Annotated in this window: 14 protein-coding genes and 1 pseudogene; 8 read left to right on the top strand and 7 right to left on the bottom strand. The window is 73.0% G+C overall.

All coding sequences use genetic code 11. The features are described from left to right. Positions 1-68: 68 nt before the first annotated feature. On the bottom strand, positions 69-794 hold the full coding sequence (locus ACFV1L_RS24630; RefSeq protein WP_380369297.1) for a CBM20 domain-containing protein: 726 nt from the start codon (positions 792-794) through the stop codon (positions 69-71). A gap of 778 nt (positions 795-1,572) precedes the next feature. On the opposite strand from ACFV1L_RS24630, the gene ACFV1L_RS24625 reads away from it, so the two are divergent. Continuing rightward, positions 1,573-2,181: an ester cyclase gene (locus ACFV1L_RS24625; protein WP_380369295.1), complete on the top strand. Its 609-nt coding sequence runs from the start codon at positions 1,573-1,575 to the stop codon at positions 2,179-2,181. Positions 2,182-2,665: 484 nt separating this feature from the next. Beyond that, on the top strand, positions 2,666-3,064 hold the full coding sequence (locus tag ACFV1L_RS24620) for a bleomycin resistance protein (RefSeq protein WP_380369292.1): 399 nt from the start codon (positions 2,666-2,668) through the stop codon (positions 3,062-3,064). A gap of 99 nt (positions 3,065-3,163) precedes the next feature. Here the strand turns inward: ACFV1L_RS24620 and ACFV1L_RS24615 are convergent, their stop codons facing one another. Next, positions 3,164-3,919 (bottom strand): hypothetical protein, encoded by a 756-nt coding sequence (locus ACFV1L_RS24615; RefSeq protein WP_380369289.1) that lies wholly within the window; start codon positions 3,917-3,919, stop codon positions 3,164-3,166. A gap of 314 nt (positions 3,920-4,233) precedes the next feature. Here ACFV1L_RS24615 and ACFV1L_RS24610 point away from each other — a divergent pair, with 314 nt between their 5' ends. The 3 genes from ACFV1L_RS24610 to ACFV1L_RS24600 all read left to right on the top strand — a co-directional run bounded on the left by ACFV1L_RS24610 (position 4,234) and on the right by ACFV1L_RS24600 (position 7,859). Continuing rightward, positions 4,234-4,848 (top strand): hypothetical protein, encoded by a 615-nt coding sequence (locus ACFV1L_RS24610; protein WP_380369287.1) that lies wholly within the window; start codon positions 4,234-4,236, stop codon positions 4,846-4,848. Positions 4,849-5,354: 506 nt separating this feature from the next. Beyond that, a complete protein-coding gene (locus ACFV1L_RS24605; RefSeq protein WP_380369285.1) occupies positions 5,355-6,092 on the top strand; it encodes an ATP-grasp domain-containing protein in 738 nt (245 codons plus the stop codon). A 390-nt stretch (positions 6,093-6,482) separates the two neighbouring features. After that, positions 6,483-7,859, top strand: coding sequence for an erythromycin esterase family protein (locus ACFV1L_RS24600; protein WP_380369282.1), 1,377 nt, complete (start codon positions 6,483-6,485; stop codon positions 7,857-7,859). A 310-nt stretch (positions 7,860-8,169) separates the two neighbouring features. Here the strand turns inward: ACFV1L_RS24600 and ACFV1L_RS24595 are convergent, their stop codons facing one another. The 3 genes and pseudogenes from ACFV1L_RS24595 to ACFV1L_RS24585 all read right to left on the bottom strand — a co-directional run bounded on the left by ACFV1L_RS24595 (position 8,170) and on the right by ACFV1L_RS24585 (position 9,591). Continuing rightward, positions 8,170-8,364 carry a hypothetical protein gene (locus ACFV1L_RS24595; protein WP_380369348.1) on the bottom strand — a complete coding sequence of 65 codons (195 nt, stop codon included), beginning with the start codon at positions 8,362-8,364 and terminating at the stop codon, positions 8,170-8,172. Positions 8,365-8,522: 158 nt separating this feature from the next. After that, a pseudogene (locus ACFV1L_RS24590) lies at positions 8,523-8,683 on the bottom strand (IS5/IS1182 family transposase); the annotation flags it as partial. A gap of 248 nt (positions 8,684-8,931) precedes the next feature. Then, the gene (locus ACFV1L_RS24585) at positions 8,932-9,591 is read right to left on the bottom strand and encodes a TetR/AcrR family transcriptional regulator (protein WP_380369279.1); all 660 of its coding nucleotides are present in this window, start codon (positions 9,589-9,591) and stop codon (positions 8,932-8,934) included. Positions 9,592-9,730: 139 nt separating this feature from the next. On the opposite strand from ACFV1L_RS24585, the gene ACFV1L_RS24580 reads away from it, so the two are divergent. Further along, complete coding sequence (locus ACFV1L_RS24580; protein ID WP_380369276.1) at positions 9,731-10,762, top strand: medium chain dehydrogenase/reductase family protein; 1,032 nt, start codon at positions 9,731-9,733, stop codon at positions 10,760-10,762. A 325-nt stretch (positions 10,763-11,087) separates the two neighbouring features. Beyond that, entirely contained in the window at positions 11,088-11,648 is a 561-nt protein-coding gene (locus ACFV1L_RS24575; RefSeq protein ID WP_380369274.1) for an ester cyclase, read from the top strand. A 258-nt stretch (positions 11,649-11,906) separates the two neighbouring features. Here ACFV1L_RS24575 and ACFV1L_RS24570 read toward each other — a convergent pair whose 3' ends face one another. Further along, on the bottom strand, positions 11,907-12,119 hold the full coding sequence (locus ACFV1L_RS24570; RefSeq protein ID WP_380369273.1) for a hypothetical protein: 213 nt from the start codon (positions 12,117-12,119) through the stop codon (positions 11,907-11,909). Between the two features lie 882 nt (positions 12,120-13,001). Here ACFV1L_RS24570 and ACFV1L_RS24565 point away from each other — a divergent pair. Continuing rightward, positions 13,002-13,283 carry a MerR family transcriptional regulator gene (locus ACFV1L_RS24565; RefSeq protein ID WP_380369345.1) on the top strand — a complete coding sequence of 94 codons (282 nt, stop codon included), beginning with the start codon at positions 13,002-13,004 and terminating at the stop codon, positions 13,281-13,283. 1,113 nt (positions 13,284-14,396) lie between these two features. Here the strand turns inward: ACFV1L_RS24565 and ACFV1L_RS24560 are convergent. Then, the gene (locus tag ACFV1L_RS24560; protein ID WP_380369271.1) at positions 14,397-14,750 is read right to left on the bottom strand and encodes a VOC family protein; all 354 of its coding nucleotides are present in this window, start codon (positions 14,748-14,750) and stop codon (positions 14,397-14,399) included. Positions 14,751-15,098 lie beyond the last annotated feature (348 nt).

Genomic DNA, 15,098 nt, shown 5'->3' with positions numbered 1-15,098 from the left:
GCGACGTGCGAGGCCGCCCGACCGCGTCCCTCCGAAGGGGGACGACGGCCCGGCGGCGCGGTCGGCTGCTACTGCCAGGTGTCACTGATCGTCAGGAGGCCGCCGGTCGGGGTGACCACGGCGCGGTTGGCGCCGCCCTCCCAGGCGAGCGTGCCGTCCGGGTTCTTCTTCAGGTACTTGTACTGGACCGCCGTGTTGGGCGGCAGCGGGATGCTGCCCGTCCAGGTCGGGTAGGTGCCGGTGTCGGTACTCAGCGAGACCGCCTTGGCCGGGTTCCAGCCGCCGAGTTCGGCGATGTCGCCGACCACGTAGACGCCCTGGCCGTAGGCGGTGGCCGCATTGACGTGGAAGACCGTCCCGACGGTCGCGCCGTTCACCGTGTTCCAGCGGTCGCCGGTGGTCGCCGTGCCGACGGTCGGCGCGCTCACCGTGCGGTCCGGGACGCCCTCCCAGGTCACCGTGCCGCTCGCCGAGCGGATCAGGTACTTGTACTGCACCGTCGCACCGAGCGGCAGCTGGACGGTGGCGGTCCACCGCGGGTACGTCGTCGAGTTGGTGCTCAACGGCACGGCGGCGGCCGGGTTCCACGACCCGAGCTGCGCCACCCCGCCCGAGACCAGGACGGTGTCGCCGTACGCGGTGTTCGCGTCCACGTCGAAGGTCACCGCGGCGAAGGCGGCGGCCCGTGCGGTGGCGCCGGCCGGGACGGGCGCGGCGAACAGGCCTGCCGCCAGCGCCATGACGAGCAGCAGCGGACGCCACAGCCGCTGCGGGCGGAAAGAGGAGTACGACACGTTCGAGCCTCCTGTCGGGGACTGACACTGGTCGATCTGGCGGGCTCCGGTGATCGGCTCCCGCGGCGACCATCAGATCATGAAGTGAAGCCAACTCCCCGGGCGGGAAGCTCCGTTGCTTAAGATTCGGCCACTCCGCGCAGGCACCGACGGGACGGCCCGTTCATCCTGTGGAGCCAGGAAGCGGTGGTCGCACTGCGGTGATCAGCGGCTGCGCACGCCCCGCGCCGCTGCTCTGCCCTGCGGACATGTCGGCGCCATCTCGGTGAAACCCAGGGTCTCCGCTGACTGCGGGGAGCGCCTTGCGAAAGATGACGAAAAACCTTGCATTCAAGTCTTCAAGGAGGGCGTCGTGGGGAGACCTTGTTGGGAGTCCCATGAACAGTCTTTATGGCTGGGGCAAAAAACAAGCCTTGGACTCATCCGTGCGGTGGGAGCGAAGGTTGTGGTTGCCCGGCGGGCAGCAGCCGGCACCGATGACGACTCGAAGGAGTTCTCCGCATGTTCGAAGCACATCCGTGATGCCCGTCATCGGCACGGACGGCCCGGCCGCGATGCCGGCCCGGGTGACGGCCCTGCCGCCCGCCGGACGGACCCGTTGTCACTGAAGAGGGCCCTCGCCCAGGGCGCCGGTGCCGAAGGCACCGCCGACGACGGTGCCCGGCACCGGACCTGACACCCCGTCACTCAGTTCTCACCGGCCGGTCGAATTGACCGTCCGGCAACCCCGGCCTGCCCTGCAACAGGGCGTGGCCGGCCGACCCGAGGAGCAACTCCCATGCGCTCGCACACGTTCACCCGCACTGCCGTCCTCGGCGCCGCCCTGGTCTGCCTGGCCGGCGGCACCGTGGCCGCGGCCCGGGCCCACGACAGCAGCCGCCCTCAGGGCTCCCACGCCTGGCCGCAGCGCCTGATCGACCACTCGGCCGACCTGGTCCAGCCCGGGGCGATCACCGTCGACCGCTCGATCGGGGAGAAGCGCGCGGCCCAGGAGGTCCGCCTGGCCCAGCAGTTGTACACCTTCTGGAACACCGGACAGCAGAAGTACCTGGACGCCGCCGTCAGCCCGCAGTTCAAGGACAACACGCTGCCCGCCGGCCGCCCGCAGGGCCCCACCGGGCCGGTCTTCGCCTCGAAGAACTTCCGCGCCGCGGTGCCGGACCTGACCTGTGAGCTCTCCGATCTGCTGATCACCGGCGACAAGATCACTGCCCGGCTGGTCTTCCGCGGACACTTCACCGGCACCTTCAACGGCGTCCAGGGCAAGGGCCAGCGCGTCGACTTCAACGCCATCGACATCCAGCACGTCGGCACCGACAGGATCGTCGAGGACTGGCACATCGAGGACAACGCGACCCTGCTGACCCAGCTGGGCGTCAACGGCTGAGGGCTGTCCCGTCCACCCAGCCGGGGCGGCCCCGACGGTCGCGGTACCGGGAGCCACCCGGCCGGCCACTCCGCCGACCCGGTGCTCCTCGACACCGCGACCGTCGTCCTTGTCGACCTCCGCGATGCGCGCCGGCGAACGGATGGGCTCACGGTCCGACGGCGCCGGGTGGGGCGCAAGGGCGCTCGACGTCGGGCGGGCCCAGCCGGGAGCGGTGGGGCGGGGCCCCACGGCGGGGCCATGGCCGTGGGCCGGGCCGTTGGGCGGGTCAGGCGGCGCGGAAGGTCCGGGCGGCGTAGTCCCGGAGCCGGTCGGCGGCCTCGGGTCGAGGGCGTGGGCAGCCTCACCAGCACCGCACTGCGTCGCTCCGACGACCGGTTGGACGGTACCGCCCGGGTCAACAAGGCTGCCCGGTTCGGGCCCGAAGCCGCCGTCGGTGCGGGACACTGGCCCCTCACACCACCGCCCGCCCCGGGAGGAGCGCGTGCCCGCACAGCCCGACCCCGTCGCGTTCGAACGGGTCGCCCCAGTGGTTCCGGTCCGCGACCTGGCCGCCGCCCTGGCGCGCTACCGACGGCTGGGGTTCACGGCCGAGTCGTACGCGGGCGGCGGCGGGTACGGCTTCGTCTCGCGCGGTGCCGTGGAGCTCCACCTGACCGAGTGGGCGGAGCACGACCCGCTGCGCACCGGCGCGGTGGTCTACCTGTACGTGTCGGACGCGGACGCGGTGCACGCCGAGTGGAGCGCGGCCGATGTGCCCGGGCGGCTGACCGATCCGGCCGACACCCCTTACGGGTTGCGCGAGTTCGGCTATGTCGATCCGGACGGCACCTTGCACCGGGTCGGCTCCCCGGGCCCGTCCGGAACCCCGGCCGCGGCCTGACCGCGGGGAGTGCCGGCGGGCACCGGAGGCGGGCGGTTCGACGTCGTCGGCGGAGCGGTCGCGTGCACCGTGCCGTGCGGGCGGGGTGAGGCGCCGGGATCAGCGTGGACGGTACATCCGGTAGCGGATGTACAGCACCGCGCAGGTGATCGCGCCGACCGCGCACACCGGCAGGCCCAGCCCGACCGCGACGGTCATGCCTTCGCTGACGTTCTGCGCGTCCTCGTCGGCATGGCTCACCAGGAAGGCGACGAGCGAGGCGCCCACTGCCAGGAACAGCGCCGCGCCGGCGAGGTACCAGCCGCCCGCCCGTTCCTGCCACTCGTCCCCCTGCAGGCGGCGGGCGCGGGGACAGTGCTCCACCACCGCACGTCCGAGGCCGGAAGCCCCCGCGGTGTGCCCGTCGATGTGCAGGCGGGTGCCGTCGTCGAGGGCGAGGCGGCAGCGGTAGTCGTTGCCCAGGCGGCGGGCGAGGCCGTGGATCCTCGGGGCCTCCGGCGTCGTGATCGACACGACCCGGCTCCACTCCCAGCCCGCCTCACCCCGGCGGGAGCCGTGGACCAGGCCCCGCTCACGGACCTCGAAGTACTCTCCCGACCCGCCCCGCACCGCGCGCCACGCCTGCGTCGCGGCGATGTACAGCGCACCCAGGGACAGGCCGATCACCAGGCCGATCGCCCGCCCGCCGCCCGGGCGCCCGTCGTCCGCGCCGAGCAGGGCCCACAGCCCGAGCCAGCCGGTCGGCACGGCCACCGCCAGCGCCCATGCGGTGTTCCGCCATCGTGCCCCGGTGTCCACCCGATGGGTGCTGAGCCTCGCACCGAACAGCCTTGTCATCTCAGCCTCGCCGCTCATCCGCACAGTGAAGCACCGCCCCCTGCGTCCGCTCAAGTGCGGCCGCCCGCCGCCCGATCGGGTCCGCTGCGCGCGAACACCGCTGTACAGCAGGGGAGTTGCGGCTGCGGGGATCCTCGCCGAGTCGGCGGGCCGGCCGGCACACCCCCCATCGGACCGTCAACTCGCTGCCCGGTCAGGTGAGACAGGCGGCCGCGGAGCGCCCGGCGCCCCCGGCCGCTCGTCGGCGGGCGGGAAACGGGGGATCCGGCGACAGCGGGGCCGCTCATACTGAGATCCGGAGTGTGCGGGGAGCGGAGCTGGGGAGGCGGACGATGCGCACCGCGGGACGTGCGGCCTGGAACGCGGCATTGGCGGCGCTGTTGGGAGGAGCGGTGTTCTTCGGCGACCGCAAGCTGGCCGACTTCGCCCACCGCACCCACGGTCAGGCGGCGGTGCCACTGCTGGTGTTGCTCGTCCTGATCACCGTCCATCTCACCTGGGTGGTGCGGCGCGACGACCCGGCCCTGTTGATGACCCTGCTCGGCGCCATCGCCACGGCCATGCTGTTCGTCCACATCTCCGTGCTGGACTCCCGCGCGCTGCGCGAGCACGGCCTGGAGCAGCACGCGCGAATAACCAGGGTGCAGACGAAGTTCAACGCCGACAACACCGACTACCAGGTCTACACCCTGGAGGCCCTGGACGGTCCGCCGATCACCGGGACGGCCACGGGGACGCTCGGAGGTTCGAGGCGGGTCGGCGAGACCGTCACGGTCACCACCGACCCGTCCGGCCAGGTCGCCCCCACGCTGGGCGGACTGCCGAGCGCGGCCGAGCAGCTGTGGATGGGCCGGCTCGACACCGCCCTCGCCGTCCTCCTGGTGCCGGTGCTGATCGGCTGGACGAGGGAACGCACCAGGAAGCACTCCGGCCGGCAACAGGACTGACACGCCGTCCGCCTGCCGGGCCTGCCCTGCGCGGCGAGGCCCTGATCGCCCGTCAGGGGCGGTTCCTGCCGTCGGAGGCGGCGGGGCGCACCCCGGACCACGGGTGTGCAGCGCGCAACCGCCGCACTCCCGTTCCCCTGCCGCCGGCGGAAGGCTCGTGACGACGGGGCAGACCGGGCCCACGGCCATTTGCCGCCGGCAGCCGTGCCGTCACGGTCCGCCGTCAGGGACCAGCGGCCGGCCGGCTCCAGCCGGGCCATCCCCATCCTGCACGCCTCGTCCGGTGCCCGACCCCGCCTCGGCCCGGACCGGGCATCGTCGCTCGACCCGTTGACCCCGTCGGATTGCCAAGTGATCTCGACCAACGACCGGTGGCTTGCCATTCCCTGTCTGCTCCGGGGATTTTCGGGTGCAGTGGTGGGCGCGGTGGGGCTAGCGTGGCGGCTTTGCGGAGCACGGGAAAGGGGGCGGCGGTGCTCGTCATGCCTGGGCGGCGGACGTCGACGATGGAGCTGTTGGCCGTCGAGGCGGCCGGCCGGGGGATGCCGGTCCGGGCGGCGGAGGAGCCCGGCCTGGCGGGCCCCGCGTACTGGTACGGCGGGCCGGTCGCGGGGGCGCGGCTGGCAGGCCGGCTCGGGTTCGCTCTGCTGGAGCCGACGGACGGCTGGCTCGCCGAGCTGCCGGAGGAGTTCACCGGCCGCGAGGTGCGGGCGGGGACCGTCGCGGACGCATGGGCGATCGACCGGCCGACGTTCGTCAAGCCGCCCCGTGAGAAGTCCTTCCCGGCCGATGTCCACACCGACGGGTCCCGGCTGCCCTCCTCCCTGGACCCGGCGGCACCGGTGCTGCTGTCCGACGTGGTGACCTTCGCCGCCGAGTACCGGTTGTTCCTGCTGGACGGTCAGATCGCCACGGCGAGCCGGTACGCGGTCTTCGGCCGGCTCGACCCCCGCCCGCTCGGCACCGACCGGGCGGACCGGGCCACCGCCGCGCAGATCACGGAGTTCGCCGACCGGCTGGCCGCCGCAGCCGGACACACGCTGCCGAGCGCCGTCGTCGTGGACGTCGGAGAGCTGCTCGACCCCTACCGCCCGGGCCACCGCTGGGCCGTGGTGGAGGCCAACATGGCCTGGTTCTCGCACGCCTATGCGTCCGACCCGGAGCGGGTGCTGGACGTGGTCCTGCGGGCGGCGGGACCACGCGAGTACGTGCAGCCGCGAGATCTCGCATTCGAACGGCACTGATCCGCACTCCGCGAACCGGGCTCGCCTTGCGGCCGCCCGGAGCTGGACCGCTTCGCGCTGATGGCCCGTCACGGCCGGGGCGTGGAGGTGCGGCGTCGACGGCCGGTTCCCCGCCGAGGCACTGACGGGCCGTCAGTACCGCGCCCGTTCGCTCTCGTGAGGGAGGCCGCGGGCGGCCGACTCGGCCGCCCGCGCCCAGTACACCCGTCGTTCGCCGGTTGCGGCATGTCACAGCGACAGGGAATGCGGTGCGCCGCCTGCGTGACGCCCGGTCAGGACCGGGAGCGTGGTCCCAGTCACCCGTCCATCGGCGGGTGAGGCAAACCCCCGGGGCGATCGGGGGGCGCAGCGGATGGTGCGGGGTGCGCCGGGGCGGCGAAAGTTGGTTTCATGATCACTCAGAAGGCCCTGATTGCCGCTCTGCTCGTCCCGCTCGGTGCCACCCTGGCCGCCGCTCCCAGCGCTTCCGCCGGCACCCCGTCCGCCCCGCCCGCCGCGTCGGCCTCCGTCGACGCCGCCGCGTTCCGCTCGCCCGAGGCAGCCCTCGACCGGGTGGCGCACCCGTTGCGCACCACCGAGCCCCGGGGCAGCCTGGCCGACCTGCGCCCGTTCGGGCGGATGGTCGGCGACGCCAAGGTGGTGGGCCTGGGCGAGGCCACTCACGGCTCGCACGAGTTCTTCACCGTCAAGCACCGCGTCCTGCGCTACCTGGTCGAGGAGAAGGGCTTCCGGGCCTTCGCCCTTGAGGCCCCGTGGAGCACCGGTGTACGGCTGGACGGCTACGTCCTGCGCGGGGAGGGCGACTTGAAGCAGATCATGGACGAGGAGTTCCAGGGCACCTACCGGTGGTGGAACAACGGCGAGTACCGGGACATGCTCCAGTGGATGCGCGCGTACAACGTCGAGCACCCCAAGGACCCGGTCCGCTTCGTCGGTGACGACAGCGGTTTCGCCGGGGCGGAACTGTACGACAAGGTGAACGCCTACGCGGCCTCGGCGCTCCCCGAACTCCTGCCCCAGCTGGCCGAGTTGTACCGGGGCCTGCGGCCCGCCACCGACGCCGCGACCTACGTCGACGACTACCTGGCGAAGCCGTTGGCCGAACGCAAGGAGCTCGCCGAACGGACCGGCCGGGCGGTCGAGCTGCTCAAGCAGCAGCCCGGCGCGGACGCCGACGCGCACGCCTGGGCCGTCCAGCACGCCACGGCGATCCACCAGATGACCGCCCAGTTCGCCTTCGACCTGGACAACGACCCCCAGGGCCCCGCCGAAGCCATGATCTACCGCGACCGGGTCATGGCGCAGAACGTCGCCTGGTGGCAGCAGCGGACCGGCGACAAGATCCTGCTCGCCGCCCACAACAGCCACGTCGCCCTCAAGACCTACGCCCCCGCCAGCCACCCGAAGGCCCAGGGCGACTTCCTGCGCGAACAGTTGGGCGCCGACTACCTGAGCGTGGGCCTCACCTTCGACCACGGCTCCTTCAACGCCTTCGACCAGGCCGGTGCCGTCCAGCGCTTCACCGTCGGGCCCGCCGAGCCGGGCACCGCCGAGCACACCCTCGACAAGGTCCGCTACCGCGACTTCGTCGTCGACCTGCGCAACACCCCGGAGCCGGCCCGCGCATGGCTCGCCGCGCCGCACACCGTCAAGAACATCGGCACCACCCACCCCTGGCCCGGAAGCGCCCCGCAGATCCGCCTCACCCAGACCCACGACGTCCTGATCCACCTCCAGCAGGTCGAGGCGGCCCGCATGCTCAACTGACAGCGCGCAGCCCGCCCGGCTCCTACGCCGCGGGTGCGTGTCGCGGCTGCGACGGCCGAGCCGAACCGCTTCGGGCGGTCCGGTGGCTGGCGGTGTGCTCGGTCCCGTTCAGTCAGCCGCGGACGTGAGCGTCGGCCCGCGTTGCCCCCGGAACGGTTGGCGGAGACGAGGGGAGCCGATCCGGGGCTGCTGCCGTGCCGTGCCGTGGCCCCGGCCGGGTCTGTCCAACACCTCGTCCGGTCCGTTCCGTTGGGTCCGTTTCCCTCGGGACCGGGACCGGGGACGGCGGGCGGCTCTGCGGGTCGGCGGGTCAGCTGTCGGTGGTCTTTTCGGGGTCCTTGTCTGTGGTTTCCTCCGGGTCGAGGTGTCGGCTTCTGCTCGGATCGGCAGTGGTGGCGTCGCCCTGTTCCTCGGTGTCCGGTTCGGTGTCCGGGTTGAGGGGGTGTTTCTGGTCGGTGTCGTGGAGTGGGGCGCCACCGGCTCCGCCCTGGGGTGTGTCTTCCACGGTTCTTCCTCCTCCGGTTCGCCGGGTGGTCGGCTGTCAGCGTGTACCCGCCCGGCGGCGGTGAAACCCGGGTGGGCGGGTCGGGGCTGGTGCCGGTGGCCTGGGCGGCGAAGGAGGGCCGGGGACGTTGTCCCCAGTCTGCGGGTGCGCCAGGAGCGCCCAGGCCGGGGTGCGGGCCGACCGACCGGGGAGCCCGGATCCGCGTTGTCACCTCGGTGAAGGCGGGTGCGTCGCGGAGCTGGCCGGGCGTGGCGGGGAACGCGAGCGGACGGCTGCGCCCGTCGGCGGCGAGGTGCGCCTTCGTCGTCAGTCCGCCTCGGGGCGTCCGAGGGCGTGGCCGGGGGGTTCGGCCGGGCCCCGGCGGCGCGCTGGTGCGCGCACGATCGCCGAGTCGACCGACACCCACCCGGTCAAGGTCACGGCGTCCGCCTGCGCGAGCAGCACGGTGACGCCTTCTTCCGCGACCGACGGGGTGTCCGGTCCGGCACCAACGGCTCTGCCCGTGCCCGCTGCGCGTCGGTGAACGGCCCATCGGCTCCAGCGATCTGATGGCCCGAAAGGCGCGGCCTACTGGGTCAGGTGGTGGAGTTCGTTGGTGTAGAGCTCGGCGGGGTCGAGGCCCATGCCGGTGAAGTGGCCGGCGAGTTCGAGGGAGAGGATGCCGTGGAGGCGGGTCCAGAAGTGGAGGGCGCGGCGTAGGGCGGCCGGTGGGGCGGGGTGGTCGCCGGTCTGGTGGGCGTGTTCGGCGAGGTGGGCCTCCAGGTGGGCGTCGGGGTGGCCGTCCGGGCGGTCCCGGGGGGTCGGGGTGCGGGCCGCGCCGAGGAGGGCGTCCATGATTTCGGAGGCGATCGCTGTGGTGTCGTCGGGCGCGCGGTAGCCGGGGACGGGTGTGCCGTAGAGGAGGAAGTAGCGCTGGGGGTCGGCGAGTGCCCAGCCGCGTAGGGCGTGTCCGAGGCCGGTGAGGTCGGCGCCGGAGTCGGCGGCGGCGCGGATGGTGTCGGCGAGGCTGCGGTAGGCGTCGCGGATGAGTTCGGTGATGAGTTCGTCGCGGCCGGCGAAGTAGCGGTAGAGGGCGGGGCCGCTGACGCCCATCTGCTTGGCGATGGCGTTGAGGGACAGTCCCGCGGCGCCGGCGGCGGCGATCTGCTCCCAGGCGCGTTCCTTGACCTCGGTGCGCAGTTGGGCGCGGTAGCGCTCGCGCGGGGTCTCCTTGCCGGGAGTGGTCACGTGCTGGTCCCTTCGTTCCGATCGGCTGCAAGTTAGAGGGTATTACGGATGCGCTTGACTGTCACGGACAGGAGTAGTTATAACTTCTAACGGAAGCGCTACCCGCTAACAGGGCAGGTGGCAGTCGAGGGAGGCCGTGATGGGCACCGAGGAACTGATCGAGGTCGTACTGCCGGGCAAGGTCGAACCCGAAGGCCTGCAGGTGCGGCACGGAGACGTCCCGGCTCCCGGCCCGGGACGGGTGGTGGTCCGGATGGAAGCCACCGGCGTCTCCTTCGCCGAACAGCAGATGCGCCGCGGCCGCTACTACGACCAGCCGCCCTTCCCCTTCGTCCCCGGCTACGACCTGGTCGGCACCGTCGCCGCGGTCGGCGACGGCGTCGACCCGGCGCTGGCCGGCACCCGGGTCGCCGCGCTGCTGAAGGTCGGCGGCTGGGCCAGCCACGTGGCCGTCGACGCCGCCGACCTGGTCCCGGTCCCGGACGGGATCGACGCGTCCGAGGCCGAGACGGTGGTCGTCAACGGCATCACCGCCTGGCAGATGCTGCACCGCAGGGCCCGCGTCCGACCCGGCCGGACCGTCCTCGTGCACGGCGCGAACGGAGGCGTCGGCTCGATCCTGGTCCAACTCGCCCGCGCCGCCGGCGCGACGGTGATCGGCACCGCGTCCGCCCGCCACCACCAGACCCTGCGCGCACGGGGAGTGATCCCGGTCGACTACCGCACCGAGGACGTCCCCGCCCGGGTGCGCCACCTCGCCCCCCACGGCGTGGACGCCGTCTTCGACCACATCGGCGGCCGCAGCACCGTCGACTCCTGGCGCCTGCTCGCCCCCGGCGGCACCCTCGTCGCCTACGGCAGCGCCTCCACCCGCGACGACGACGGCTCCAAGCAGTGGCCCGTCCTCAAGCTGCTCGGCCGCGTGTGGCTGTGGAACGTCCTGCCCAACGGCCGCCACGCCTGCTTCTACAACGTCTGGGCCGGCCGGGCGACGAACCGCGACCGGTTCCGGGCCCGGCTGCGCGCCGACCTCACCGCCGTGTTCGAGGCACTGCGCAGCGGCGAGATCACCGCGACCGTCGCCGCCGAACTCCCCCTGGTCCGGGCCGCCGAGGCGATGCGCCTGGCCGAGTCCGGCACCGTCGCCGGGAAGGTCGTCCTGCGCGCCTGATCAGCCGGGCGCCTCTCCCCGCACCTCCGCGGCGCCGTCCGCTCCCGGACCGCGCCCACCGGCTGCCCCGGCCGGCCCTGCCGGCCCATCCCGTCGAGGTCGATGCCCTCGGGCGGCGTGCCGCCTGCCCTGATCGCGCAGTCCACCCTTCGGGGCGGCCGCGAAGGCGACGGCCACGGCAGGTCCTGCGGTCCGCCCTGCGTCCGGGACGCCACCAACCCGCGCCCTGACCACCCGTGACCTGCCCGCATTCCGGCACCACCTGCACCGACTGACACCCCGTTCGCTCCCGCGAACCACTGCCACCGACAATCGAGGAACCGTCATGACCACCGCCCGCCGTGCCCGCCTGCTCGTCCCCGCCGCCGCCGTCGTCCTCGCCCTCGGCGCCACCACGGCCGCCACCACCGCCACCTCCTCCGCTGCGGCTGCGCCGTCCGCCGCCGCCCACGACCACCGGGCGGCGGCGAAGAAGCCGAAGGCCATGATCGACGCCTGGCTGAACGTGTGGAACGGCGACTACACCCAGGCCCCTGCGATCATCTCCCCGGACTTCACCGTCCACGCCGCCATGCTGGACGGCGGCGACGGCAGCAGCATCCGCGGCGCCGAAGCCCTGGTCGGCTGGATCGCCCAGACCCGCGCCGCCTTCCCCGACCTGCGCTTCTCCGTCCAGACCGGCCCGCTGATCGCCGACGGCCACGCCTCCCTGCGGTGGACGGCCACCGGAACCTACGCGGGCGGCTTCCCCGGCGCCAAGGCCCGGCCCGGCACCACCGTCACCTTCACCGGCACCGACACCCTGCGCATCAGCAACGGCAAGTTCGTCGAGTACTGGCTCAACTCCGACACCCTCCAGCTCCTCGCCCAGCTCCAGGCGCTGTAGGCACCGCGCAACGGCCCGCGGCCCCGAGCAGCGTGGCGCTGCCCGGTGGGGTCGAGGGCGGCGAGGCTTCACCGCAGCCGTGGCTGCTCGGCCTTGCCACGACCACTGCCCGCAATCAGGCGCGCGGCGACCGCCGTGCCGTTTGCGCCGTGACCTGCTTGTGGAGCAGTGCGGGCTCGGTGCGGTGAGCGGCGCTGTCCGGGATGTCGGGCGGGGTCGCCCGATGGCCGGGCCGAGTGAAGGCCTGCTCGGCAGGTGTCAGGTCGTCCCGCCGTCGCAGGACGGCCGCGCGGTGTCGAGTGCGTCGCGCAGCGCGTACAGGTCGGCGATGGTGGCCAACTCGGCGAAGCGGGCCAGTAGTCGACGGACGGTGCGGTCGTCACCCTCGTGCACGGCTTCGGTGATCGCCTTGATCAGGGCCGTCTGCCCGTCCCGGACCGTCTCCGGTGCCGCGGGCGCCGGGTGTCCCACTGCCGCCTCCCTGCGCGGTGTCGCTCGTCTCTGGCGGCGCGGCCCGGGGGGTCCCCACCACCGCGCAGCGGGAGATTACCTCAGCCGTAGGCGCTACGAAATCTATGCTCGCCAAAGTAGACATTGCGTGCGGGCGGAGCTAACGTTTCTCTCGAAGGCAGAAGTCGGCGATACCGGCCAGACACGAACTGGCAGGGGTTGTTGAACAGAGTTCGCAGATCGGTCCGGCAGTGGAGTTCCGAGGCCAGGCAGGTGCAGAGGGCAACGGGACTGGCTGCCGGACCGGGCGGCCCGCAGGTATCAGGGGCCGCCACCGGCCGTACGCAGGACAGTGCGGGCGGTACCGGCAGCCGTGAGAAAGGCAGGACCCGGCAAAGGCGCCAGGCTGCGGCGCGCGTGCCGGGGGTCCGACAGCGGGGTTCCGACGCCGAGCAAGTGAGCAGGACGGGCGGCGGAGCCGGCCGGCGGACCGAACGGCCCGTCAGGGCCACAGCAGTACAGAATGATCGCTTGACAGCAGTACCAGTCCGTTGAAGAGGAAGAACGGAGGGACAGAGCGCCATCAGGATCGCCCGGCCCGTGATGCATTCACCCGGGCGGACACCGCAGACCCCCTTTTTTGAGCAAGAGGACGGTGGTTTCCGGTCACGCATACGCGATCCCCGCAGGTCCCCTCCCGAGGGGCAGAGCGGAACAAGGAACCCGGCCAAGGCCGGTAGATGGTGTTGTTTCCCCTTCGGGGCCCCGGAGCCGCCACGGCGCCGGGGCCCCTCGACGCGTTCCTCGGGAACCAAGAGAGGTGCAGTGACTAAGACGACCGACAAGCCCCACACCCCAGACCCCGTCAGCTCGCTCGACGACGACGACTACCCCGCGTACACGATGGGCCGCGCCGCCGCGATGACCGGCACCACCCCCGGCTTCCTGCGAGCCCTCGGCGAGCACCGCCTCATCACCCCGCTGCGCTCCGACGGCGGCCACCGTCGCTACTCCCGCTACCAGCTGCGCATCGCCATGCGCGCCCGCGACCTCGTCGACCAGGGAACTCCCATCGAGGCCGCCTGCCGCATCATCATCCTCGAGGACCAACTCGAGGAAGCGCTGCGCATCAACGAACAACTCCGCAGCTCCCGGCGCGCCGAAGAGCCCTCGGCGGAGACCTGACCCGCCGTCCGGCCCACCGCCGGGGGTGAAGGGGCGGCCCGCGCCGGGCCGCTTCGTCGCCGGTCGCGGGTGGCCCGCAGGCCGGTCCGTACGTCGGGCGGTGGAGGGGGTTCGGCCGGTGCGCCAGGTCGCCCCTCCGTGTGCCTGTCGACGGCGGCGGGCGGCAGCGACCGCGTCGCCGCGGACCCGGCCGAGGCCGACGATGCCGGGGCGGCGGGGAGGACCGCGGCCGACGTCGACATCGAGGTCGGCTCCTTCCGCGCCGTTCGGCGGGTCCGACGCGCGCGCTTTCGGCGCAGAGGGCCCGGGTGGTCGGCCGGGTCGCCGCGGCGCGTGGCGTGCGTCGGCAGGGCACGGAGCACGCCACCGTGGACGTTGCCGAGCCGCAGGGTGCCGGGGTGGGAAGTAGTCGGCTCCGGCCGACTTGGCCGTCGAGTTGCTGAAGGTCAACGCCCGTCGGCGCGCTGCCGGGACACACAGCACGGGCGTCCCGAGTGAGATCGCCTGGCCGAGCGGCGTCAGGGACCAGGACGTCCACCACCGCCAGGGCCAGGCGATCGCGGCCATCACCCGCATCCTGCGCGCGCCCGGCGTCCGAAGGACTGCGGCGTGTGCCCCGGAGCCGCCGATTGGGATCCCAGAGCGAAGAGGAGGCCCGGGCGAAGGCCCCCGGCTGGAGCCCAAGGCCCGACGAAGGTTGTTCCGTCGCCTGACGTGCCTGTCGCGTCCCGCCCGGGCGGTGAGACTTCAGGCCCCGTTTCCGCAACGGCCGGGGCCGTTGCAGGCAACGCTGCACCGGGCCGTCCAGTCGTCCGGCTGTGTCCTGCCGAACAGCCCGCCGGGCTCGGCCGGGCGGATCGGGCGGTGTACGGCCGCGTGCTCGCGCAACTGGCGCTGCCTGGCACGGCGGTCGGCCGGCCCCGCCCTGGTCCTCCCACCGCACAACCCGACAGGTCTGCGCCGCTGGCTCTGCGACTGTCAGCCCGCCCGGGCTGCGTGGTGGCTTCCTTCGGATTCGGTGTCCCGTACCCGCGTAACCGCTGACGGCGACGACGGCGGTCGATTGCGCGCGTCGGCGCACTGCGCCCCCACCGGAGGCGGGTTCTTCGCTGGTCAGCCGCTCCGCTTGCTGAGGATGCAGAACTCGTTGCCCTCGGGGTCGAGGAGGGTCACCCAGTGCTGGTCGTCCTGCACGGTGTGGGCGCGCCGGGCGCCGAGGGAGAGCAGCCGGGCGACCTCTGCCTCCTGGTCGTCGGGTCGGAAGTCGGGGTGGAGCCGGTTCTTCGCTGTCTTGCCCTCGGGCACGGGCACGAAGAGCAGTCCGGGCATCCGGTCCGGCTCGGGCCGGATCTCGATGATCTCCTCGGTTTCGTCGACCACGACCCAGCCGAGGGCCTCGGCCCACCAGCGCCCGAGAGAGACGGGGTCGGAGGAGTCGACGATGATCTGTTCCCATTCCAGTGCCATGAGCGTGATCTTAAACAGGGGCGGCCGGCTGTTCCGGGGCAGGGGGGGGCTGGCGTCGAGCGTCGATCCGCAGAGCCGTGCTCCGCACGAGTATCGGCCTCCCACTGGTATCGGGGGGCGGCCACGTCTCGTTGCCCCCTCGGTAGTGGCCTGAGCCGGCGTGCTGCGGTACCCGGGCTGCGCGGTGGTCGCCGGCCTGTGCCCGCGTTGGACGTGGCGGGGCTCGATCGGTGGGAAGGCAGGCTGGTTGCCGCTGCGGGCCCGGCCAACACGTGAACAGGAGCGCGCTGCCGAGGACTTGGGGCCGCTGGTGCTGCCTGCTCCCGATCCGGCGCGCGCGGGCGGCGG

The sequence above is a fragment of the Kitasatospora sp. NPDC059646 genome, from assembly GCF_042734615.1.
GTDB lineage: Bacteria > Actinomycetota > Actinomycetes > Streptomycetales > Streptomycetaceae > Kitasatospora.
The sequence above is the reverse complement of the archived record's forward strand: the minus strand, read 5'-3'. Positions and strand labels throughout refer to the sequence as shown.